Source organism: Chitinophaga sp. G7 BAM 1005 (assembly GCF_057126945.1).
In genome coordinates this window covers 2310992-2332649 of sequence record NZ_CP181478.1, presented here as the reverse complement: position 1 = coordinate 2332649, position 21658 = coordinate 2310992, and the positions used below count along the sequence as shown (strand labels likewise).

At 49.1% G+C, this 21658-nt stretch carries 13 protein-coding genes; 11 read left to right on the top strand and 2 right to left on the bottom strand.

Annotated features, from left to right (window positions below):
- Positions 1 to 10 precede the first annotated feature (10 nt).
- The 11 genes from ACMXI2_RS09300 (at position 11) to ACMXI2_RS09250 (ending at position 19794) form a co-directional block, all read left to right on the top strand.
- Entirely contained in the window at positions 11 to 1690 is a 1680-nt protein-coding gene (locus tag ACMXI2_RS09300; RefSeq protein ID WP_483781415.1) for a RagB/SusD family nutrient uptake outer membrane protein, read from the top strand.
- A 10-nt stretch (positions 1691 to 1700) separates the two neighbouring features.
- Complete coding sequence (locus tag ACMXI2_RS09295; protein ID WP_483781414.1) at positions 1701 to 3389, top strand: hypothetical protein; 1689 nt, start codon at positions 1701 to 1703, stop codon at positions 3387 to 3389.
- Between the two features lie 415 nt (positions 3390 to 3804).
- Positions 3805 to 4413 carry an RNA polymerase sigma factor gene (locus tag ACMXI2_RS09290; protein ID WP_483781413.1) on the top strand — a complete coding sequence of 203 codons (609 nt, stop codon included), beginning with the start codon at positions 3805 to 3807 and terminating at the stop codon, positions 4411 to 4413.
- A gap of 62 nt (positions 4414 to 4475) precedes the next feature.
- Positions 4476 to 5687: a FecR family protein gene (locus ACMXI2_RS09285; protein WP_483781412.1), complete on the top strand. Its 1212-nt coding sequence runs from the start codon at positions 4476 to 4478 to the stop codon at positions 5685 to 5687.
- Positions 5688 to 5803: 116 nt separating this feature from the next.
- Complete coding sequence (locus ACMXI2_RS09280; RefSeq protein WP_483781411.1) at positions 5804 to 9397, top strand: SusC/RagA family TonB-linked outer membrane protein; 3594 nt, start codon at positions 5804 to 5806, stop codon at positions 9395 to 9397.
- A 19-nt stretch (positions 9398 to 9416) separates the two neighbouring features.
- Entirely contained in the window at positions 9417 to 10871 is a 1455-nt protein-coding gene (locus ACMXI2_RS09275; RefSeq protein ID WP_483781410.1) for a RagB/SusD family nutrient uptake outer membrane protein, read from the top strand.
- 22 nt (positions 10872 to 10893) lie between these two features.
- Positions 10894 to 12075, top strand: coding sequence for a DUF4369 domain-containing protein (locus ACMXI2_RS09270; RefSeq protein ID WP_483781409.1), 1182 nt, complete (start codon positions 10894 to 10896; stop codon positions 12073 to 12075).
- A complete protein-coding gene (locus tag ACMXI2_RS09265) occupies positions 12072 to 16205 on the top strand; it encodes an insulinase family protein (protein WP_483781408.1) in 4134 nt (1377 codons plus the stop codon). The genes ACMXI2_RS09270 and ACMXI2_RS09265 overlap by 4 nt, the downstream gene beginning before the upstream one ends.
- A gap of 230 nt (positions 16206 to 16435) precedes the next feature.
- Entirely contained in the window at positions 16436 to 16876 is a 441-nt protein-coding gene (locus tag ACMXI2_RS09260) for a (2Fe-2S)-binding protein (RefSeq protein ID WP_483781407.1), read from the top strand.
- 18 nt (positions 16877 to 16894) lie between these two features.
- Positions 16895 to 18988: a xanthine dehydrogenase family protein molybdopterin-binding subunit gene (locus tag ACMXI2_RS09255; RefSeq protein ID WP_483781406.1), complete on the top strand. Its 2094-nt coding sequence runs from the start codon at positions 16895 to 16897 to the stop codon at positions 18986 to 18988.
- Positions 18989 to 19086: 98 nt separating this feature from the next.
- Positions 19087 to 19794: a hypothetical protein gene (locus ACMXI2_RS09250; RefSeq protein WP_483781405.1), complete on the top strand. Its 708-nt coding sequence runs from the start codon at positions 19087 to 19089 to the stop codon at positions 19792 to 19794.
- 34 nt (positions 19795 to 19828) lie between these two features.
- Here the strand turns inward: ACMXI2_RS09250 and ACMXI2_RS09245 are convergent, their stop codons facing one another.
- Both ACMXI2_RS09245 and ACMXI2_RS09240 read right to left on the bottom strand, forming a co-directional pair.
- Complete coding sequence (locus ACMXI2_RS09245) at positions 19829 to 20215, bottom strand: hypothetical protein (protein WP_483781404.1); 387 nt, start codon at positions 20213 to 20215, stop codon at positions 19829 to 19831.
- 94 nt (positions 20216 to 20309) lie between these two features.
- A complete protein-coding gene (locus ACMXI2_RS09240; RefSeq protein WP_483781403.1) occupies positions 20310 to 21650 on the bottom strand; it encodes an alkaline phosphatase family protein in 1341 nt (446 codons plus the stop codon).
- Between the last annotated feature and the right edge of the window lie 8 nt (positions 21651 to 21658).

Sequence of the window (21658 nt, the reverse complement as noted above, 5' to 3'; positions counted from 1 at the left end):
GAAGCGCATCATGAAATTTGAACTCTCTCACTATAGAACATACCTGTTGCTGTTCGCTGTCGTTTGCTGCAGCTGCAACAAGAATCTTAACCTGGTATCACAGGATAGTATTACCGACGCCACCTTCTGGAAAACGGGCAATGACTTCAAACTGGCCGCCAACAATCTGTATAATGGACTGGACAGGTTCGGTGAAGAAGATACCGAATCGGATATTGCGTTCAATGTGCCTAATTCCGTTAGCAACGGCAACCTGCAGCCATCAGAAACATCGGACCAATGGAACAACAGCTACGGCTATATCAGGTCCGCCAATAATATCATTGAAAAAGGCGCCGGAACTACAGACGCAGAAATAAAAAGGTATGTAGCCGAAGCAAAATTTTTCAGGGCCTGGTACTATTGGAAATTGCTAAGAATCTATGGCGGCATTCCGCTTATTACCAAAGTACTGTCCACCGGCGACCCCGAATTATTTACGCCGCGTGCTACCCGTATGGAAACAGCCGACATGATCTTAAAAGACCTGGATGAAGCCAAAGACGATTTGCCTTTGCAATCGGACCTCTCCGCTCCGGATATCGGCAGAATAAGCAAAGGTGCTGCGTTGTCCTTATCTGCCAGGGTAGCCCTTTTTGAGGGAACCTGGGAGAAATTCCGCGGCGAAGCCGGCGCTACTAAATACCTGGATAAAGCCATAGCCAGCTCCGGTGAAGTGATTAACGGCGGCGCCTACACGCTGTACACCGGCAGCGGCGCACAAAGCTATCGTTATCTTTTCCTGGAACCTGGCGATGATTCAAAAGAGTCTATACTGGACAGGCGGTTTGCCCGCAACATACTTGGACAGGATGCACCTTATATGTATGACCAGGATGGTTATAATCCATCACGTAAGCTGGTAGATATGTACCTCGACAGGAACGGACTACCCATCACAGCCGCCGGTACCGTCTTTCATGGCTACAGCACATTCACTTCTGAATACCAGGACAGGGACCCAAGAATGACCATGACGATGATCATTCCCGGCACATTAACCAACCGGGTATTCTACCCGGTAACCAAGGTAGCCAACTGGCCGGATAAGCCCCAGCGTAACTTTAATACGGGGTATATACTGTACAAGTATATGTCCGAAGACCCGGTAGCCAATAATTCCGGCCGCCTCGGGGATGCCAGCCTGTTTGATTTTGACCGTCACCTGATCCGCTATGCGGAAGTACTGCTGATTTATGCAGAAGCAGTATTTGAAAAGAATGGCGTTATCACTGATAATGATCTCAACCTGTCTGTAAACAAGTTGCGGGACAGGGTGAACATGCCGCATCTGAGCAACGCTTTTGTTGCCGCTCATCAGCTGGACATGCGTACGGAACTCCGGCGGGAACGCACCATAGAACTGGCTCTTGAAGGATTCCGGTATGATGATATCCGGCGCTGGAAAACAGCGGAAACCGAATTACGGCAGGATATAAAAGGTATCAAAATCACCGGCGCCGATTGGGCCACCCGGGCGCCTTACAGCGATCCTTCCTACTTATCCAAAGTAGATGCAAATGGCTTTCTTATTGCGGAAAAAGACCGGAAATTCGACCCGGCCAAAGATTACTTACAGCCGCTGCCAACAAAAGAAGTAGCCTTTTATACCACTAATGGAAAAACACTTGAACAAAATCCGGGTTGGTAGCCCCATAAACATGCGTAACTACTTTATAACACATATGATCAGGATAAAAACAATAGCAGTGCTGCTGCTGGCAGGTATAGGTTTCACCAGCCTGTCTGAAACAGCCGCCGCCCAGGAACCGAAGATTGTCAACATCGTTAATTTCATCCGCCTGCTGGAGCCACGGGACCAACGTATCACGGAAGATGTACTTTACCAGACCGTGGTAAAACAGGTGAACATCATGAGACAATATCATCTCACAGGAACATTCCTGTTGCAGTACGATGCCCTGATGGACCATCGTTACCAGGAACTACTCAGGAGCTTGCCCAGGGATTCATTTGAGATAGGCGCCTGGTGGGAGCTTCCCCAACCGTTGATAGAAAAGGCCGGGCTGAAATGGAGGGGCCGTTATCCCTGGGACTGGCACGCAGATGTGGGCTTTAGCACCGGCTATACGCCTGCCGAACGGGAAAAGATAGCAGATGCTTACATGGAAAACTTTAAAAGCATATTTGGTTATTATCCCCGGTCCGTTGCCTCCTGGTTTATCGATGCACATACCTTACAGTACCTGTATGACAAATACAGGATCGTTGCTTCTGCAAATTGTAAAGACCAGTATGGCACCGATGGTTATACATTATGGGGTGGCTACTGGAACCAGGCCTATTATCCAAGTAAGATCAATTCCTATATGCCAGCCCAGAACGCCGCCAGCCAGATCCCCGTGCCGGTTTTCAGGATGCTGGGAAGTGACCCTATCCGCCAGTATGACCAGGGCATCAATACACAAAGACAGGGCGTGATCACCCTGGAGCCCGTGTATCCCGAGGCAGGCGGCAGCCAAAGTTGGGTCAACTGGTTCTTCCGCACTTTCACGGACGATCCCGCCCTGAACTTTAACTACACCCAGGCAGGACAGGAAAACTCTTTCACCTGGGATGCTATGGCCAAAGGCTTTGAGATACAGATGCCACTGATCGCCAGTCTTAGAGATAAGCACAAGATCAGGCTGGAAACAATGGAGCAATCCGGCCAATGGTTCAAAGCAAACTACAAAGTAACACCACCTACCTCGTTCTCCGTTACGAAAGACCTGGAAGGAAGCAACCGTAAGACCTTGTGGTATAACAGCCGCTTTTACAGGATGAATATATTATGGGAAGACGGCAGTTTCCGTATCCGGGATATACATCTCTTTAATGAAAATATTCCCGATATCTATACCACACAGGTAGCTACCTCCAATGAATGCACATTCTTTACGCTACCCGTTGTAGACGGGTATTTATGGAGTAAACCAGGACAACTGGCCGGCTTACGGTTAAAGGCCCTGGTTAACGGACAGGAAGTAACATTAAAAGGCGGAGATCCCATATTCAAAAACCTGGATAAAGAAACGGTCCTGGTATCGTGGCCGCTCAGCCAGGGTGGAACTTTACAGGTGACGCTTAAAGAGAAAACCGTTTCCATAAAGCTAACAGGTAACCAGTCACTCAGCTGGTATCTTGACCTGGAAACTGCGCCAGGCGCCAGGCTGCCATTCACAAACATTGCACCGCAACAGATCGACGGCAGCTTTGAAGCATTTAGTTATCATTTATCCGCCAGCAAAGGCAGCTTCTCAAAGCCTTCTACCGGCGCGGTGTTCCGCCTGCAACCGGAAAAGAATGTGATACAGCTGAACCTTGCAGACATTAAGCATTCTAAATAAACTTTCAGGCTATGTATGCCATGATATAGGCCCGCTGACCTGCCATCAGCGGGCCTATATCGCATTGGGCATAATATTCCCGCCATTCCCCCTCTCTCCTGTTTTTAGGATCAAACCGACAAAAGCATGAACAAAATCTAAAAAAGATATTTCATTTCTTCGCACGATCTCAGAGCTGTTTTTATCCTCGGCGATACAATAAATAACATCATTTCCCAGGCTGCCGAATTTATCATTGATGTTTTTGTAGGCTTTTAAAAGGGTACCCCGTCAAAACGATTCAAATGTATACCGGGTATTTGGGACGATTCGTCAAAAAATTGAACATAATGCCTGATTAACATCGCCTGCACAAAAAGTTAGTTTGCAGCCGCATTTTTTGATTAATTTTAGCGGAGATCTAAAATCTGTAATATTGTTCGGGGGAGATTTACAACAGGAGGAACTGGTGCGGCTTTTACAGGCCGGCGACCAACAGGCATTCAGGAAATTGTTCGATTTATTGTATCAACCCCTTTGCTTTTTTGCCCGGAAGATTACCGGAAGCACAGAAGAAGCAGAGGATGTTGTCAGCACCGCCTTTGCCAGACTTTGGGACCGTCATTCCCATTTCGTCGCGTTCCCCGCTATACAATCTTTCTTATATACTACCGTCAGAAATCAATGCCTTAATATCCTCAAACACCAGGAAGTAGTTTCCAATGCGGCTAAAATTCTCCAATCCGAGCCACAGGAAATGGATAACTATATCGAAACCCAGGTGTTGCAGGCAGAGTTACTGCAAATAATTTTTGCTGAGATGAGCAAACTTCCTGAGCGGCAAAGACTAATACTGGAATGGACTTACAGGGATGGATTACCGGCTGCGGAGATCGCCCAGCAGCTTCAGATGAGCCCGGCGCATGTCCGCATGGAAAAATCCAGGGCCATGTCCCAGCTTCGCCATATACTCCGCGAACGCAAACTTCTGGGTCTGTTTATGGCCCTTTTCCCTATAATTCAATCCGGGAAACATAATTTCTGAGGTCTTTACTAAAAAAAATAAATTCCTGTTGCGTTTTGCCAATATGGTTGTTTTAGTATTATATGCAGCCAGCAATACAGGTCGATAGAGCAATTTTACGCATACTATATAAAAAATGCGCAGGTCAGGAACTGACGACGGAAGATGAACACCGGTTAGAAGACTGGCTGGCCGCATCTTCGTGGAACCGCGAGGCAATGACAGAGATAATGGATGACGGTTGGTTCACAGATAATATGGCCACATGGGAGCGGGTTTCCGCAGGTCCGTTATGGGAACGGGTACAGCAAAAAATAGCAGACCAGCCGTCCGTTGTGAAATTCAACAGGAATAATTACCGCAAATGGATGTATGCAGCCGCTGCATCTTTACTACTGATAGGATCGGCCTCGCTCCTCCTGTGGCGGAATAGCCGGCATTCTGCTCACCAGCCTGCAATAGTGGCCATCAGCGACGTGGCTCCGGGCGGCAATACGGCCAGGCTCACCCTTGCCGATGGCACTACGATTCTGCTGGATAGCGTAGCAATTGGTAAGTTAACGGAGCAAGGCAATGTAAAGGTGATAAAGTCAGCAGGAGGACAGATCCGTTATGAAAACGGATCTTCCGAAGGCTCTGGCCAGGCTTCACTCAACACGCTGGCCACTCCCAAAGGAGGTCAGTATCAACTTTCACTGCCGGATGGCACCAAAGTGTGGCTCAATGCCGCCTCGTCTATCACCTATCCAACATCCTTTGCACAAGGCGCCCGCAGGGTAACCGTAACTGGAGAAGCGTATTTCCAGGTTGCCAAAGATGCCGGAAACCCCTTTAAGGTGAAGGCTGCCAATACTGAGGTGGAAGTATTGGGCACTCATTTCAACATCAGCGCTTATGATAACGAACCTGCTGTAGCCACTACCCTTGAGGAAGGCGCTGTAAAAGTACATTTAATCAGCACCGGGCAAACGCAACGCCTTACGCCCGGCCAGCAGGCATTATTACTAAAGGGGCAATCACAAATCCGGTTGGTTAAAAATGCCGATATGGAAGAGACATTTGCATGGATCCACGGCAACATCGCTTTTCATGATGCAGATGTAGCAACGATCATGCGCGCGCTGGAAAGATGGTATAATATTACTGTAGATATAAGAGGTTCCCTGCAGGACCAGACGTTTTATTTCTCTGTCAATAGAAACGCTCCTCTATCGGAAGTATTACACTTCCTGGAGGTTTATAAAATCAACTATTCGCTGGACGCGAAAAACCGGAGACTAACAATCACTCCCTGACTATCCGGTCAACCAACCATATGCGTATCGCTCCGGGTTTATCCCGGGCGCATCTGAGAAGTTATGCGGATAATACAGGGAAGAATCATTTATTCAAATGCCCAACAACCAAAATTATGAGGAAATTTTGTGACGAGCATCCGTTACCTATCGTAAAAAGTTTACTGCAAACGCCTATTCACATGGCCGGTCTACTTACGTTTACTATGCTTCTCTTCTGTATGTCCGCACGGGCACAGATTTCGATGAAGGTAAAAAATGAACAGCTGGATAATGTACTGCAACAGGTTCGTAAACAAAGTGGATATAACCTGGTGTATGATGTAAAGATGGTACGTCAGAAAGGTAAACCGGTAGCTGTAGATTTGAAAAATGTGTCTGTTCAGCAAGCCATGCAGACAATTTTCCGCAACCAGGATCTGGCCTGGGAAATTACCAGCGCACGAACCATATTCGTGCGCGAAAAAGTGCAGTACACCACCAATCAAACCGTAGAAGTTCAACAGAACGTTCATGGCAATATTAGTAATGAGGCAGGTGAGCCAATGCCCGGCGTCAGCATCAAAATCAAAAATGTCAATTATGGAACGATAACCGATAGGTACGGCGATTTTACCCTGCCTGGCGCGTTTGTCAATGCAATACTGGTCATTACTGCGGTAAATATGGAGCCGATGGAATTTGCCCTGGACGGCAGGTTATCCGTCACTATTATTGCACGCAAAAAAGAATTTGCGCTGCAGGGAGTGACCGTAACAGTAAATACCGGCTACCAAACCCTGTCCAGGGAACGGGCAACCGGTTCTTTTGCCAAACCCGACATGAATATTTTCTCCCAGCGGGCAGGCACAATGAATGTTATCGCCCGGCTTGAAGGTCTGGTACCGGGTATGACGGTGATTCCCGGAGCGCGGGTGATCAATACCACCCGGGACGGCGGCACCAGCGGCCAGCAAAGCCTGATACGCGGCAGGGCCAGCATTGAGCTCAATCCCGATCCGCTGTATGTGGTCAACGGCATACAGGCGCCCGATATCGAGAGCATTAACCCCGATGATATCGCCGATATAACCGTGCTCAAAGATGCTGCCGCTGCTGCCATCTGGGGCGCGCGTGCCGCAAATGGCGTGGTTGTCATCACCACCAAAACAGGTACAAAGAATAACAGGTTAAGATTCAATTACAGCGGGATGGTTAACATCCAGGGCCGGCCCGATTTTAATTATATGCCCATGATGAACAGCAGCCAGTATATCGGAGTGGCCCGGCAACTGTTCGACCCGGTGAATTATCCCTGGAACACCCTGTCAAATGGCGTCATTACACCGCATGAAAAGATCATGTATGACCGTTACCGTGGACATATCAGCAACGCCCAGGAAAATGCCTCTCTTGATAGCCTTGCTGCACTTAGTAATGCCAGCCAGATCAGTGACATCTGGTACCGCAATGCCAGCATCACCAACCATACCCTCTCTCTTTCTGCCGGTACCAGTAACTATTCATTCTATGGATCTTTGGCCTATACCAATGTAACCAGCAATCGCCCGGGTGAGCGCAACAATACCTACCGGATGAACTTTAACCAGCAGTTTACTCCCAATAAAATCATCAAGGCTACACTGATTACCGCACTAAGCCAAAATGAGGTGAGCAGCAAGCGACCCATCCAGGTAGATCATTCTTTTATTCCCTACCAGCTGTTCCGTGATTCCAAAGGACAGTCCCTGTCGATGCCCTTTGTACAAGGCTGGTCTGATTCATTGCGCAACGACTACGCTACCCGCAGCAGGCTTAATTTAGACTATAACCCACTGGAGGAAATGAGCCAGGGCAATTCCAATTCAACAGCCCTTAATATCAATGTATCCGGTACCCTGGAGATTGCGTTGCCTGTAAAAGGTCTCAGCTTCCAGGGAAACTACGGCTACATCCGCAACCAGGTGAATAGCAGCAGCTATGACGACATCGCAGGTTTTGCACTCCGCAAAGAGTTGTTAGGGTTTACAGTGGCCCCCACAGCTGCTTCAACACCCGTGTATTATCTGCCCACCACAGGAGGCGCCTATAGCACAGCTAACCAGCAACTTCGTAACTGGACGGTAAGAAATCAGCTGGTGTATAGCTTCAAAGATCAAACAGGCAATCACCAATTGGGCGTACAGGCAGGGCAGGATGTCCAGGAACAGGCTATGATTATGACCGGCACAAAAGTACGTGGCTACAACAATGCACTGCAAACCTATTCGGCCCTGGATTATAAAATGCTTAGCAATGGAGTGATGGGTACGATGATTCCCTGGGCCAACCGGCTCCAGGAGCTGCCTTTCAATAAAACAGAAGATGTAAGGCGCATTGTTTCCTATTTCACCCTGGTGAACTATGAATTTAACCATAAGTACAACCTCGATATGAGCTGGCGCATGGATCACAGCAACCTGTTTGGAACCGACCGGGCTACACAAAACAGGCCGGTATGGAGCGTAGGCAGCAAATGGCGGGTTGGCAGGGAGCCATTCATGGAGAATGTCGCCTGGGTAAGCGATCTGGCGTTACGTGCAACGTATGGCATCACAGGCAACTCTCCCTATAGTGGAGGCGCCGCTTCTTATGATATCCTGATGGGCGACTCCTGGCCAAGCTACGGAGGGCCTTCTCTCAATATCATCACGCCTGCCAACCGCAGGCTTGCCTGGGAGATGAGCCGCACTACCAATATTGGCCTGGACTTTAGCCTGCTCAAACAACGTATCAGTGTTGGAATAGATCTTTACCAAAAGAAAACAACCGACTTACTTGGCGGCTATAGCGCCAATCCTTTAACCGGGTTTACCAGTATCAGCGGTAATATCGGAGAAATGGAAAACAAAGGGGCAGAACTCAGCCTGAAAACAGTCAATATCAACGCAGCAAAATTCAGATGGCAATCCAACCTGATTTTCAGCTATAATAAAAACAAGCTGGTGGACTATACCCCACCCTCAGTTTTTGCCAACTCTGCCTCTTCACGTGTAAGGGCCAACTACATCATCGGCTATAGCATGCAGTCTCTCTGGGCTTACCGGTTTGCCGGCCTTGATAATATGGGCGACCCGATGATCTGGCTCTCCGACAAAACGAAAACCAAATCCAGGAATGTGGCAAAAGTGGAAGATGTACAATACATGGGCACTGTCATCCCACCCTTCAACGGCAGCATCAGCAACATGTTCACCTATGGAGCTTTTTCCCTGGACGCCAACATTATCTTCAATCTGGGTCATGTGATGCGGCGGGATGTCAATACCTTTTATACCGGCAGACTTACGGGCGCACAAGGATTATTCAATGGCAACATCCGTACTGATTTTGAAAACAGGTGGAAAAAACCGGGTGATGAACAGTTTACTTCAATTCCCTCCTATATCTCCAATGAAAATGAAAGCTTCTTCCGCCGCGATATCCAATATTACGCGCTCGGAGATGTGAACGTGGTCAGCGCCTCTTATATCAAGCTCCGGGATGTTACGCTGGCCTGGAATATGCCAGCCCGCATTGCTCAGGCGATGCACCTTGGCAACGCCCGGGTCTTTGTGCAAACAACCAATTATATGCTCTGGAAGGCCAACAAGGACAACATTGATCCGGAGTATCACATGCTGGCCGAAGGCATACGTCTGCTGCCCGGTTTTAGCCATGCATATAATTTGGGCGCCAATATTTCATTCTGATAAGATAAAAATGAAAAAAATGAAAAAGCAATTCTTCCCATATAGTCTTCTTATTTGCACAGTTGCTGTATTGACCGTTTCCTGCAACAAGTTCCTGGATGTGACACCTAAAGGAAAGCAGGTGGCTTCAACAATAACAGACTACGAACTTCTGATGAATTCTCCCAACTTCTACAACTATTTGCAGGGAGGCGGATGGCAGGTACCGGTGCTGATGGGTGATGAAATAGCCGCGGAAGAGAATTATTATGCTAATGCTTATCCCTATGTACAGCGGTTATTCAGGTGGGATGATGTGATTTATGAGGAATCGGATGTCGCAAGTGATCTCCGAAGTTTTCTTTCTAATCTCTATACCTGCAATAAAGTCATCAACGAAGTGATGAACGCGGATGGCGGGACCAGCCCCGAAAAACAATATATCCAGGCCGAGGCCCAGGCTACCCGCGCCTGGATATATTTCCAGCTGATCAATTTCTATGCAAAGCCCTACCAGGCTTCTACAGCAACGGCCGATCCGGGATTTCCCATCATTACTACCGCAGACGTAATGCAGAACTCTTTTTCCCGCGGCACGGTTCAGGCGGTGTACGACTTTATGATCGCTGATCTGAACGCCGCCATCACGGTGCTGCCGCTGCGTTCCAAAGTCAAAAGCCGGATGTCCCGCGCCGCTGCAGCAGCCATCCTTGGGAAAATATACCTTTTCATGGGGAAAAGCGCTGATGCCTTACCGCTGTTTAATATAGCTATCGATGACGCCAATGCCTCTCCCATTCAAACCAGGCTTTACGATTACAACAAAGAGCTGGCGCCAGGTGGTTCCTTTCTCCCTATTGGCATGAATGGTCCTAATTCGGCCTATGTAAATCTGAACGATTATACGGAATCAGTGCTTGCCAAAACCTTCAGCAATCAATTCGCATCCGGTAGCATGGGTATTATCATCAAACCGGAAACAGCAGCCCTGTTTGCTCCAACAGACCTTCGGTTATTATTCTATTCAGCCGATTATCCTGACTGGTCGCCTAACCCGTCCGGCCGCCTGCGTCGCTATGGCGTCATGTATTCCAGGTTTGGTGTCACCCTTGCCGAACTTTACCTGCTCCGTGCAGAATGCAAGGCCCGGATGGATGATCTGACTGGCGCCTGCGGCGATATAGAAATGCTGCGGAAACACCGGATGCCCGAAGCAGATGCTCCCGTCCCTTCTGCTACAGCGACAGATAAAGTTGCGCTGATAAAATTCATCTTCGATGAGCGCATCCGTGAATTTGCGGCAGAAGGCTATCGCTGGTTCGATATGCGCCGGCTCAGCGTGGATCCACTGTTTCCTAATCAGGCGTTTACCCATAGCGTTTACCAGCAGAACGGGAGCACCCAAACGTATACCCTGCGTCAACCCGACAGGCTGACGCTTCGCATTCCACCCAATATCATGGTCGTAAACCCGGGGCTGGAGAATAATCCATAGAACCATATAAAATCAATTTATAATGAAAAAGTGGCTAATGCCCGCATGCCGGGCTGTTATTGTATTGCTCTGCACCGGCAATCATTTGTTTGCCCAGCACGAATTTACAGTGCGCGGTGAGCTGGGAAAAGATCAACAGGGAATGATAAGAATCACTTATCCCAACCGGGGGGAAATGGTGAAAGACTCGGTTAATTTTAAAGACGGCAGGTTCACCCTGAGAGGCAAGATCACCTCTCCCACTCAGGCTGTTATCGTTATTAACCCGCTTTACGGGCGAATTACCTACGACCAATACATGGCACTGGATCAACGGGAGTTTTACCTCTCACCAGGCGTCAATACCATCGAAGGCAAAGCAGGGCTCAAAACAGCAAAGATTGCCAATGGCAAAGAACAGGCGTCTTTCGGGATCCTCGACAGCCTGCATCGGCATTTTGAATCCCTGACCGAGGCGCTGATGCGCTCCGGCCAGGCACGTTATGAAGCCAAAGATTCTATGGGTGTCCAACTGGTCAGGGATTCCATGACGGCGGTACGCACACAAAGCGCCCTTGCCGACAGCAACTTTATCGTTAGCTATCCGGACTGTTTTGTGGCGTTCAACCTTTTTGCTTTGAGGTATGAAACCCAGGCGCTGAAACTGCCCGAAGCACAAACTGCGTTCGAGCGGTTTACCATTCCCATTCGTGAGTCTTACCAGGGAAAGCTGTTCGCAGCCAGGATCGCAAAAGCCCGGCGCCTTGCTCCGGGGACAATGGCTCCTGATATAAACCTGCTCGATACCACCGGGCAGCAGATATCACTGTCCTCTTTGCGTGGCAGATATGTTTTGCTCGGTTTCTGGACAACGCTTTCCGGCGGAGTGCCCGCGTTTATGCAATCTTTAGAGCAGATCCGGCTACAGGCAGATCCTTCCACTCTTCAAATCTATGCTGTTGGCATTTCGCCGGACTGGAATTTCTGGACGCAAACCTTGTCTCGCTATAAATCTTCCTGGATCAATGTCATTGATCTGGATGGGGTTACCGGCACCGGTGCGAAAAGTGAGACCGCCAAAGCGTTTGACCTGGGCATTAGACGGCTGCCGCAAGGTTACCTGATTGGACCAGAAGGCAAAATCCTGGCTGGCGGACTAGCTTTTGACGAACACCTCGCAGCCACCATTCAGTACTTGATAAAACAAAAACAGACAGATAAATGAAAAAGCTTTTGTGGATCACAGCATTGCTATGCCCGCCTTTAGCACATGCCCAGGTAAAGATGAGTGTACATGGACAAGTCAGGCATCCGGCGGGCATCCGGCAATTGTATTTTTTTGAAAGACGGAACCAGATTCCTGTTTTGATAGATTCTGCCAACATCAGTAGTGACGGACAATACATAGCCAACCTACACCTGAAACGGGAAGATGCTTACCTGGTGGGCGACAGAATGGGCGGACAATATGCTTTCTGGGCTACGGGAAAAAACCTGGTGATAGATATTGATGAGCAGGGAATGCCCATTGTTGCTAATGATGCCGATAACCGGATTGCGCACCAGGTGAATCTGGCCATCGCACAACGGACAAAAGACTACCGAACCAATCCACGGCAGGCGTTCCAGTCTTTCAGTGAAAAACTGACCGCGCTGATCCGTGCCAACGCTACCCAGCCCGGTGTACTCTATCCGCTAAGTTTCTTCAGTTTTGAAGCGGATTCCGCCCTCATTGCCGAGATCGTCCCAATCCTGTTAAGGAAAAATCCATCTAACGCCGCAGTGAAAGCCTATGCTGCTGCAGCCGTGAGATTACAGCAAGGTTCGCCGGCGCCGGACTTTGACTTCGTGACCCCAACGGGCGGGAAAAAGAAGCTCTCCGCAGCTCTGACCGGATCCAAATACGTGCTGGTAGATTTCTGGGCTTCCTGGTGTGGCCCCTGTCGCTCTGGCATCCCCGGGATCAAAAAGCTCTACGACGAATATAAAAATAAAGGGCTTGACGTGCTGGCTATTTCACTGGATGCCAAAGAGGAAGAATGGAAAAAGGCGCTGACGGAGGAGGAAATGACCTGGCGCCAGGGACGGGTACTGGACAAAGGCGTACACCTGATGGAGACCTACCGTTTCAGCGGCATCCCTTACCTGGCACTCTTTGACCAGCAAGGCAAAATTGTGACCGTCAATGTTAGCCACGAAGCACTCGAAAAGAAATTCCTGGAATTGATGGGACCTCCCGATCCGGTAGCAGCCACACAAAACGAATACAGCTCACCGGAGGCTGATGATGCTGAAAAAAAGATGATTACAGATGTGCTTTCCCGCAATCTGCAGCCTGAATACGAGACTGCCCTCAAGGGAAGTACGCAGGAGTCCTTTATGAAGGCATACACGGACCAGCTGAAAGCAACTGCTGATCTTAAGGGCTTCCAGGCTGGTAAACTATTCTACTCGTTACCGGATTACTATAGGGAGCTGATGAAGCTGTACCGGTCACCGGTAACGGATAAATCGAAGGAATATGGCCAGTTGGAAGCAAAGCAACTCCGTTACCTGCGTTACCTGCTCAATAAACCTCAATATGAAAAATACCTGCGCTACCGCAAAGACCACCCGGTATTGCCGGGAGCTGTACCGCTGGACTCCGCCGTTAGAACCGGGAAGCTACTTAACGGTTTCACCTACTATATTCGCCGCAATAATCAACCGAAAAACCAGGTACTGATGTACCTGGTCAATAAGGTAGGGTCCATTCTTGAACAGGAGCATGAACGCGGGCTGGCTCACTTTATGGAGCATATGAACTTCAATGGTACGCACCACTTTCCGGGTAACCGGCTGGTAACCTACCTGCAAAAGGCAGGCGTTCGTTTTGGTGCAGACCTTAATGCCTATACAAGCTTCGATGAAACAGTATACGAGTTGCCACTTTCCACCACTGATCCCAGCCTGGTTGATTCAGGTTTATATGTCATGCGGGATTGGGCTAATGCCGCTACACTGGATTCGTTGGAGATTGAAAAGGAGCGCGGGGTGGTAGTCGAAGAAAAACGTCTTGGCAAAGGGGCGGCTGAGCGGCTGAGAAATAATTTTTTGCCGATAGTGACTAATCAGTCCAGGTATGCGGAGCGGTTGCCTATTGGTACTGATACGGTGCTGAAAAATTTCACCCGCAAAGACCTGGTGCAATTTCATCGCAATTGGTACCGTCCGGACTTGCAGGCGCTGATCGTGGTGGGGGATATCGATGTTGATCAAATGGAAAAGACCGTGCGGACCATGTTTGCCGGTTTGCGTCCTCCTCCGGGCGCACCTCCGCGGACTCATTACGAGGTACCGCTGACAGGTAGAAATCAATTTTTGGCTCAAACGGATCCGGACCTCACCGATACACAATTACAGATCCTGGTGAAACAGAAGGGCCAGCAGATAAGCTCCGAGGCTGATTTTATTGCTTCCATGAAGCGGACCCTGTTTAACAGTATGCTTGGCAGAAGAATGCAGAACGAACTCAATCCCCTGCCAGATCCGGGATTCACATCAATCAGGGCAAGCATTCAACCTCTGTTGGGCGGGCTCGATGCTTTTTCGTATGAAGTGACTGCCAAAGATGGAATGTTAAAACAGGCGGTGCAACAGGGCTGGCGTTCACTGACCCGCATAACCAAATATGGCTTTACTCCTGCAGAACTGGACCTGGCTCGCCTGTCCTATCTCCGCTCCCTGGAAAATGCCATGCTGGAAGCAAGCAAAACACCCTCCCGTAGTTATGTATCCGAATACCAGGCTCATTTCTTACACGGTACGGCCAGCCCGGGCCTCAGTTGGGAACACCAGTTTGCAAAAGCCAATATCGGCACTCTTACTGTTGCCGATATCAATGCGCTCATTCCCCATTATATTGGGTCCGCTAATCAGGATATCCTGATTCAGGCGCCGGACAAACAAAAAGGCCGGCTGCCGGATGAGGTAGCAGTACGCGGGTGGCTGAACGAAGTGGCAGAAGAAAATCTGGAACCAGTTAAGGAGGCAGATTCTCCGGTGAAATCGTTACTGGACCACAACCCAACGCCGGGAAAAATCGTTTCGTCCCGCCGCAACAAACAAATGGGAACCGAGGAGCTTACTTTAAGTAACGGGATCAAAGTTGTACTGAAGCCTACTCAGTTTAAAAATGATGAGATCAGCTACAACGCATTTGCGCCCGGTGGTACCTCCCGCTACCCTGATTCCGTTTACCTTGCGGCAACCTTGTCGGCTCGCCTGCTAAGCGGTTTTGGCATCGGCAAATTTAGTCCGGCTGATCTGGCACGCATTCTCAACGATAAAATCGTCAATGCAGGCATATACATCGGTCCCCGCTCCCAGGGCATCTTTGGCAGTGCTTCCACCAAAGACCTGGAAACGGCGTTGCAGTTAACCTATCTGCAATTTACCAGTCCGCGGGCCGACAGCCAGCTGTTCACCAATGCCATCAACGGTATGAAAGCCTCACTGATGAACCGCTATGCCGATCCCTCCAATGTGTTTAGCGATACTATCAATAATTTCATGAGTGGTTATAGTCCACGTAGCGCCACACCCTCGATTGCACAGGTAAATCGTGTAAAGCTGTCTGATATTGTGTCAATTTACCGCGACCGGTTCGCGGACGCTGATGGCTTCACCTTTATATTTGCAGGCAATATCGATAGCATAAAGATCCGGCCATTACTGGAAAAATACCTGGGTTCGCTGCCATCCCTCCAACGTAAACAAAAGGCAATAGATTACAAAGCAACGGTACCTGCTGGCCGCATCACTAAACAGATATTTAAAGGCAGTGAAGAAAAAGCGACTGTCAGGATAATGTTGGGTGGCCGGGACGACCTCACACCGATGAACAGGTTGCTGTTAAATGCTATGGGCGAAGTATTGCAATATCGGTTACTGGAAAGTCTCCGCGAAGAAGCCGGCGAAGTGTACAGCCCTTCGGTGCGTACCTCAACGGTGAAGTATCCCGTTTCACGATTTGGTATCACCATTTCTTTCGGTTGCGCCCCTGCCAATGTCGATCACCTGGTATCATTGGTAGAGAAAGCTATGAAAAAACTTGTAGAAGACGGAACCAGTGCTGAAGATATGCAAAAGTTCAAGACGGCCTTTATCAAACAAACAGAAGCCGCCCTGAACACCAATGATTTTTGGTTAAGCTATTTGAGTACACAATATGAAAACGGTGAAGATGTAGCTGAAATCAATCATTACCGTGAATATCTTGATAAACTGACATCGACCTCATTTAAAAAAGCGGCCGCCCACTACCTGAGTGGCAAAAACATGATCCGATTCGTGTTATTACCGGAAAAGATCTGAATACCAGGAGAAATGAAGGCCGAATATCCATAAAAATCAAAAGGGTGGCTTATCCTGGCCACCCTTACCGAAGCCTTTGAGTTCTTTTATGCTCCACTTACTTGTGCGACCGGAGCCATAAAGAGATCCCTTTCCGCTAACAAATTGAATAGGCTTGCAGAAATACCCTATTTTGATTAAGTTTAGTGACAGAATAAAAATGGTTTTCCCGTCATTCTAAATTATCTCTTATGAAAATCAATGTAAATGGCACAGATTATACCCTGGACGTGCCGGCTAACACCAGCCTTCTTGATGCCTTAAGAGTAAATTTAAACCTCACCGGTAGTAAATACGGCTGTGGAGAAGGCGCCTGCGGCGCATGCAAGGTGCTGATAGACGGTCACGCTACGCCTTCCTGTATAACCCCGGTAGCAAGCGTAGAGAACAAAATTGTTACTACTATAGAAGGATTGGAAAAAGATGGCCGGCTGCATCCTTTACAACAGGCATTCCTTGATGAAGATGCTTTCCAATGTGCCTATTGCAGCTCCGGCATGATCATTTCAGCAGTCGCTTTAAAAACAAAAAATCCCAGCCCCACCAGGCAGGAGATCATAGAAGCGATGCAGGGAAATATTTGCCGCTGCTGCGTTTATCCACGTATTATAAATGCCATCAGCAAAGCTTAACGTTCAAAACCTAAGGTTATGAAAAATTCAGGCACAGCGCAAACTCCCGTAGAAGGGATCAACAGGCGGAATTTCCTGAAACTGCTGGGCGGCGGTATTGCAGTAGCCCTCACCTATTCTGATCTGAACGCATTGTCAAAGCACGCCGCTCTCGCTTCCCCCGGCGACGATGCTATCGCCGCCTGGATCCACATCCTGGAAAACGGAACAGTAACCGTTTACACCGGCAAGGTGGAAGTAGGACAAAACATCCGTACCTCTTTATCGCAGGCGGTAGCAGAAGAACTGTCCGTCCCCGTAAGCAGCATTGAAATGATTATGGGAGATACCCTGCTTACCCCCTACGACCACGGCACATACGGAAGCCTCACTACCCCTGTTATGGGGCCACAGTTGCGGAAAGCCGCCGCCTCATTAAAAGAGGTACTAACGGACATGGCGGCGAAACAGTGGAACGTAGCCAAACAAACGGTGGAAGCTAAAAACGGCCAGGTTATCCACCCCGCCTCCGGCAAAACGATGAGCTTTGCCGACCTCACCAAAGGGAAGAAGATCCTCTTAGCCGTAAACGAGCAGGTGCAGCTCACCCCTGCCGAAAAATGGAGTGTGGCTGGTACTCCGGTGGCAAAGGTGAATGCGAAAAGCTTTGTTTCAGGAAAACATAAATACGTATCGGATATGACGATGCCAGGCATGGTGTACGGAAAAATGCTCCGTGCGCCGTCTTACGGCGCCTCCCTGGTTGCTGCGGATATTGAAAACGCAAAGATCTCTCCTGGTGTGCATGTTGTCAAAGAAGATAACTTCATCGGCGTAACCGCCCCCGATCCTCAAACAGCCGCCAATGCACTGGCCAGGATAGAAGCCCGCTGGAAAACTACCGCGCAGCCTTCCAGGGCGGAAATTTTCACTTATCTTAAAACACATTCGCAGGACGAGGAAAAAAAAGCCGGAGAAACCGTTGACAAAGCCTTCCAGGCTGCCCCGGTACAGGTACAACAACATTTTGAAGTTCAATATATTGCCCATGTGCCATTAGAGCCCCGGGCAGCACTGGCAGTATGGGAAAATGAAAAGCTGACGGTATGGACTGGCACACAGCGGCCTTTTGGTGTACAGGAAGAGCTGGCGAAGATATTGTCCATCCCGAAAAATAATATCCGTGTAATGATGCCGGACACCGGCTCCGCTTATGGCGGGAAACACAGCGGCGAAGCTGCAGTAGAAGCCGCGCGCCTTTCCAGGGCTGTTGGTAAACCGGTAAAAGTGATGTGGACCCGCGAAGAAGAATTCAAATGGGCTTACTTCAGACCGGGAGGACTCATAGAAGTAGCTGCAGGCGCCAACAAGGAAGGACTTTTGACCTCCTGGGAGTTTCATAATTACAACTCCGGCGGCGCAGGCATTGAAGTCCCGTATGAAGTAACACACCGGCACATCCAATACCATCCGTCTGATACACCATTGAAACAAGGCTCTTACCGCGGCCTTGCAGCTACGGCCAATGTCTTTTCCATAGAAAGCGTGATGGACGATCTGGCCCGGCAATTAAAACAGGATCCGTTCCAGTTCCGGCTTAATAATTTAAAAGATGAACGATTAAAGCAGGTGTTACAGGCTGCAGCATCTAAGTTTGGCTGGACGCGGCAAAAGGAAGCTGGTCATGGTTATGGCATTGCGGGGGCGTTTATAAAAAACGCCTATGTGGGAACCTGCGCGGAAGTAGTCTACAATAAATCCAACGGGCAGCTGCAGGTGCTCCGCCTCGTGGTGGCTTTTGAATGCGGCGCCATTGTGAATCCCCTGCACCTGGAAAACCAGGTGATGGGCTGCGTACTGCAGGGACTCGGTGGTGCTTTGTTTGAAGCTGTCGACTTTAAGGATGGGCGCATTTTAAACCCATCTCTTTCCAGCTACCGGGTGCCCAGGTTTGGGGATATTCCGGAACTGGATATCGTGCTCCTTAACAGGAAGGATATTCCTTCTGCAGGAGCAGGCGAAGCGCCGATCGTTGGCGTTGCACCGGCCATCCGTAATGCGATTGCAGATGTTACCGGTGTAAAGCTGTATACGCTGCCGTTGCTGCCACATGGAATGACATTAAAACCTTAACAATGATGACGGGTGTATTGAATATACGCCGGCATTGATAACTATTACCAGTGTCCTCCCGGCGAATTGCACAGGCCAACCACTAACCACCCCTCATTATGGAACAACTTTCTATGATCACAGAACAGCTCAACGAAGCCCTGAGAAACAAACTGGAAGCCTCTCAATGTATCACCGGCCGCCTGGAGTGCCGCCTGGTCCCCTCCTTCCTCCTTGCCCTGCGCGGACAAAGGGCAGATGGTAAAAACCTTTTTTTCTGGGAACAGGAACGCGACATCAATAAACTACTGGATCGCTACCAGTCGACAGTGGCTACGGATACCGCAGCCTTCACCATTGATATAGACCTGGGGCGTAATAGCTTTGTCTATAGCACGATCTCCCACCAACAGGCATCTGCACAAAAGGATAAAGAGGCGCGTGACCAAAAGACCGAAGAAGCCCGCCGCCTGCAGGAGCTTAAGCAAATGTTACTGGCCCGGAATATCCCCTATGGCCTTGAACTGGCAGAGCAGGTGGCTGCCGCACTCTCGCAGGGCGCTCTCTGCTACAGCCATCGTGACTACTGTGGTATGGGACTGGAAAAGAACGTTGATGGAAATTATGTATACGCAGCTATATGGGACGGCTGGCTGGAACCTGTGCACACCTTCAATTCCCGGCAGGCATTTGTTCAATGGCTGGCCATGCAGTCAGACGCTAGTCTGTCCCGCGTAGAGGAGCCGGATGCCTGGGTATGGAATAACCAGGTCATCAACCGGCAAAGGTTGGAAGAATTTGTGAGCTGGAGACAGGACAATATTTAATTTTTATGAGCCTGTGATCCCGTCAGACAGGTTATCAATTACCCTCGTGCCATTCTTCATTAAACTTTTCCAGTTCCGCTTCGGAAGGAGTTGCAATGGCAATCACCTTTCCTGTTCCGTTATTTAATATGAAAAACTTTAATGGCCTGAATTGCTTTGCGCTTTCTCCAATTGCTTCGAAGTATAAGTCACCATTTTTCACGCTCCGGTCAAATTTAAAGAAAGACGCATAAGGCGCCAAACCCAACCTGTATACGGTCCCAGAGTCCAATGCTATACTACTTGCAGCCGTTACAATCGCATAGGAATTTCCAATAACAGCAGTATCGGGTTCGGGCAAATTGGACGTCGCTTCAGCACTATCCTTTTTACAGGCAATAATCAGGGGAAATAAAAAGCAGTAAAGGAGTTTCTTCTTCATAAATGAATCTAAAAAAAATTTATGAGGCTATAAAATAATTATAGACCTTAAATACGGGGAGAAGAATTACCGGTTCTTCTCCCCGTATTTTGTACTATTTCTTCAGCATGCCCGGATAAAGCACTCCGTCAGCCTGTTTAAGGGTTATACCCAATAGTTTCGCTACTAAGGGGGCTATATCTTCCAGGCCAAGTACGGGCACGGTTACTTTTTCTTCAAAACCGGCGCCATACCCTATAAAGCCGGTCTGTATCTCCCTGAAATCAGGAAAGTAGCCGTGGGCGCCACCATTGACCTTCTTAACCGCCTCTCCATTTAAGCCTGAAGAGAAGGTAATTCCCTGCACTGCAGTAAGCGCCAGGACCGCATCCGGGTCGGCGCCGGATTTTGACAACGCCGGTTGTTCAATGACTGAAAATTGTTTGCGGATACCTGCCGGTAACTCATGGAGCAAATCTTTCACCTGCTGCAATGTTTTCTGATCATTTTTATCTTTCAGCTTAAGGAAAGTTGAACCACCGCCGCTGTGGAACATCGCCTTCCAGCTGCCGGGATTATTTTTATTGCCAGTCAACCCTTTCTGTGCAAGCCACACATTCGGAGCCAGGGAAGTATGGATATCCACAAACCCATGATCCCCTGTAATAATTATAGCAGTGCTATCGCCGATGCCCGCTTTTTCTATTGCTTCCAATATGGTGCCGATACCGTGATCCGCTGAAGCTACTGCCGTGGGCACGTTTATGCCTGCTCTCCCTTCCCGGTGCTGTACCTCATCTGTGCATGGCAGATGTACCGTTAAAAGATTAGGTTTATAGCGGCCAATAAGGTAAGCGGCCATCCTGCTCAATGTTTCGTTCATACCCAGGTAGTGGAGATTCAGATCGGTCGGCTGCAACTCGCCGGTAGCATATCGCTGCACCTCTTCAAAAAGTCCCTTTGGCGTGGATTGCTCACTGGTTGGAGCGCGGCGGTCGCCCGGATTCTTCGGGGAAAATGTTTCAGGTATATTGTAGGTCACCGGCGCCCCTACAGATACGGGCCAGGAAACAGCCGCTGATATCATCCCCGCTTTCCCTACGGCATCCCACAGGGTTTCTGTTTTGATAGCCGATGATTCCGAATACCAACGCCCGCTGGCGCCTTCCGGCTCGAAGGGCGTGTTGTAATAAATGCCATGTTTTGCAGGAGCTACGCCGGTGATCAGCGTAGTATGGGATGGATAGGTGATAGTAGGAAAAACCCCTCTTACCCCGGTTGCATGCACTCCTTTTTCCTTTAACAGCTGCATGTTGGGAGCCGGCCAGGATTTGTCGAGATAAAAGTCCGGGCGGAACCCGTCTATACTGATCATCACTACATACTTTGCTTTTTGCGCCATTGCACCCGTTGCCAGTACCAGCAACGTACTAACGAATAGAATAAGTCCTCTCATATAATTTA

Bases quoted from the DNA above. Each gene is read 5' to 3' on its own strand.
- ACMXI2_RS09300 (WP_483781415.1), top strand. From the start codon at position 11: ATGAAATTTGAACTCTCTCACTATAGAACATACCTGTTGCTGTTCGCT.
- ACMXI2_RS09295 (WP_483781414.1), top strand. From the start codon at position 1,701: ATGCGTAACTACTTTATAACACATATGATCAGGATAAAAACAATAGCA.
- ACMXI2_RS09285 (WP_483781412.1), top strand. From the start codon at position 4,476: ATGCAGCCAGCAATACAGGTCGATAGAGCAATTTTACGCATACTATAT.
- ACMXI2_RS09280 (WP_483781411.1), top strand. From the start codon at position 5,804: ATGAGGAAATTTTGTGACGAGCATCCGTTACCTATCGTAAAAAGTTTA.
- ACMXI2_RS09275 (WP_483781410.1), top strand. From the start codon at position 9,417: ATGAAAAAGCAATTCTTCCCATATAGTCTTCTTATTTGCACAGTTGCT.
- ACMXI2_RS09270 (WP_483781409.1), top strand. From the start codon at position 10,894: ATGAAAAAGTGGCTAATGCCCGCATGCCGGGCTGTTATTGTATTGCTC.
- ACMXI2_RS09265 (WP_483781408.1), top strand. From the start codon at position 12,072: ATGAAAAAGCTTTTGTGGATCACAGCATTGCTATGCCCGCCTTTAGCA.
- ACMXI2_RS09260 (WP_483781407.1), top strand. From the start codon at position 16,436: ATGAAAATCAATGTAAATGGCACAGATTATACCCTGGACGTGCCGGCT.
- ACMXI2_RS09255 (WP_483781406.1), top strand. From the start codon at position 16,895: ATGAAAAATTCAGGCACAGCGCAAACTCCCGTAGAAGGGATCAACAGG.
- ACMXI2_RS09250 (WP_483781405.1), top strand. From the start codon at position 19,087: ATGGAACAACTTTCTATGATCACAGAACAGCTCAACGAAGCCCTGAGA.
- ACMXI2_RS09245 (WP_483781404.1), bottom strand. From the start codon at position 20,215: ATGAAGAAGAAACTCCTTTACTGCTTTTTATTTCCCCTGATTATTGCC.
- ACMXI2_RS09240 (WP_483781403.1), bottom strand. From the start codon at position 21,650: ATGAGAGGACTTATTCTATTCGTTAGTACGTTGCTGGTACTGGCAACG.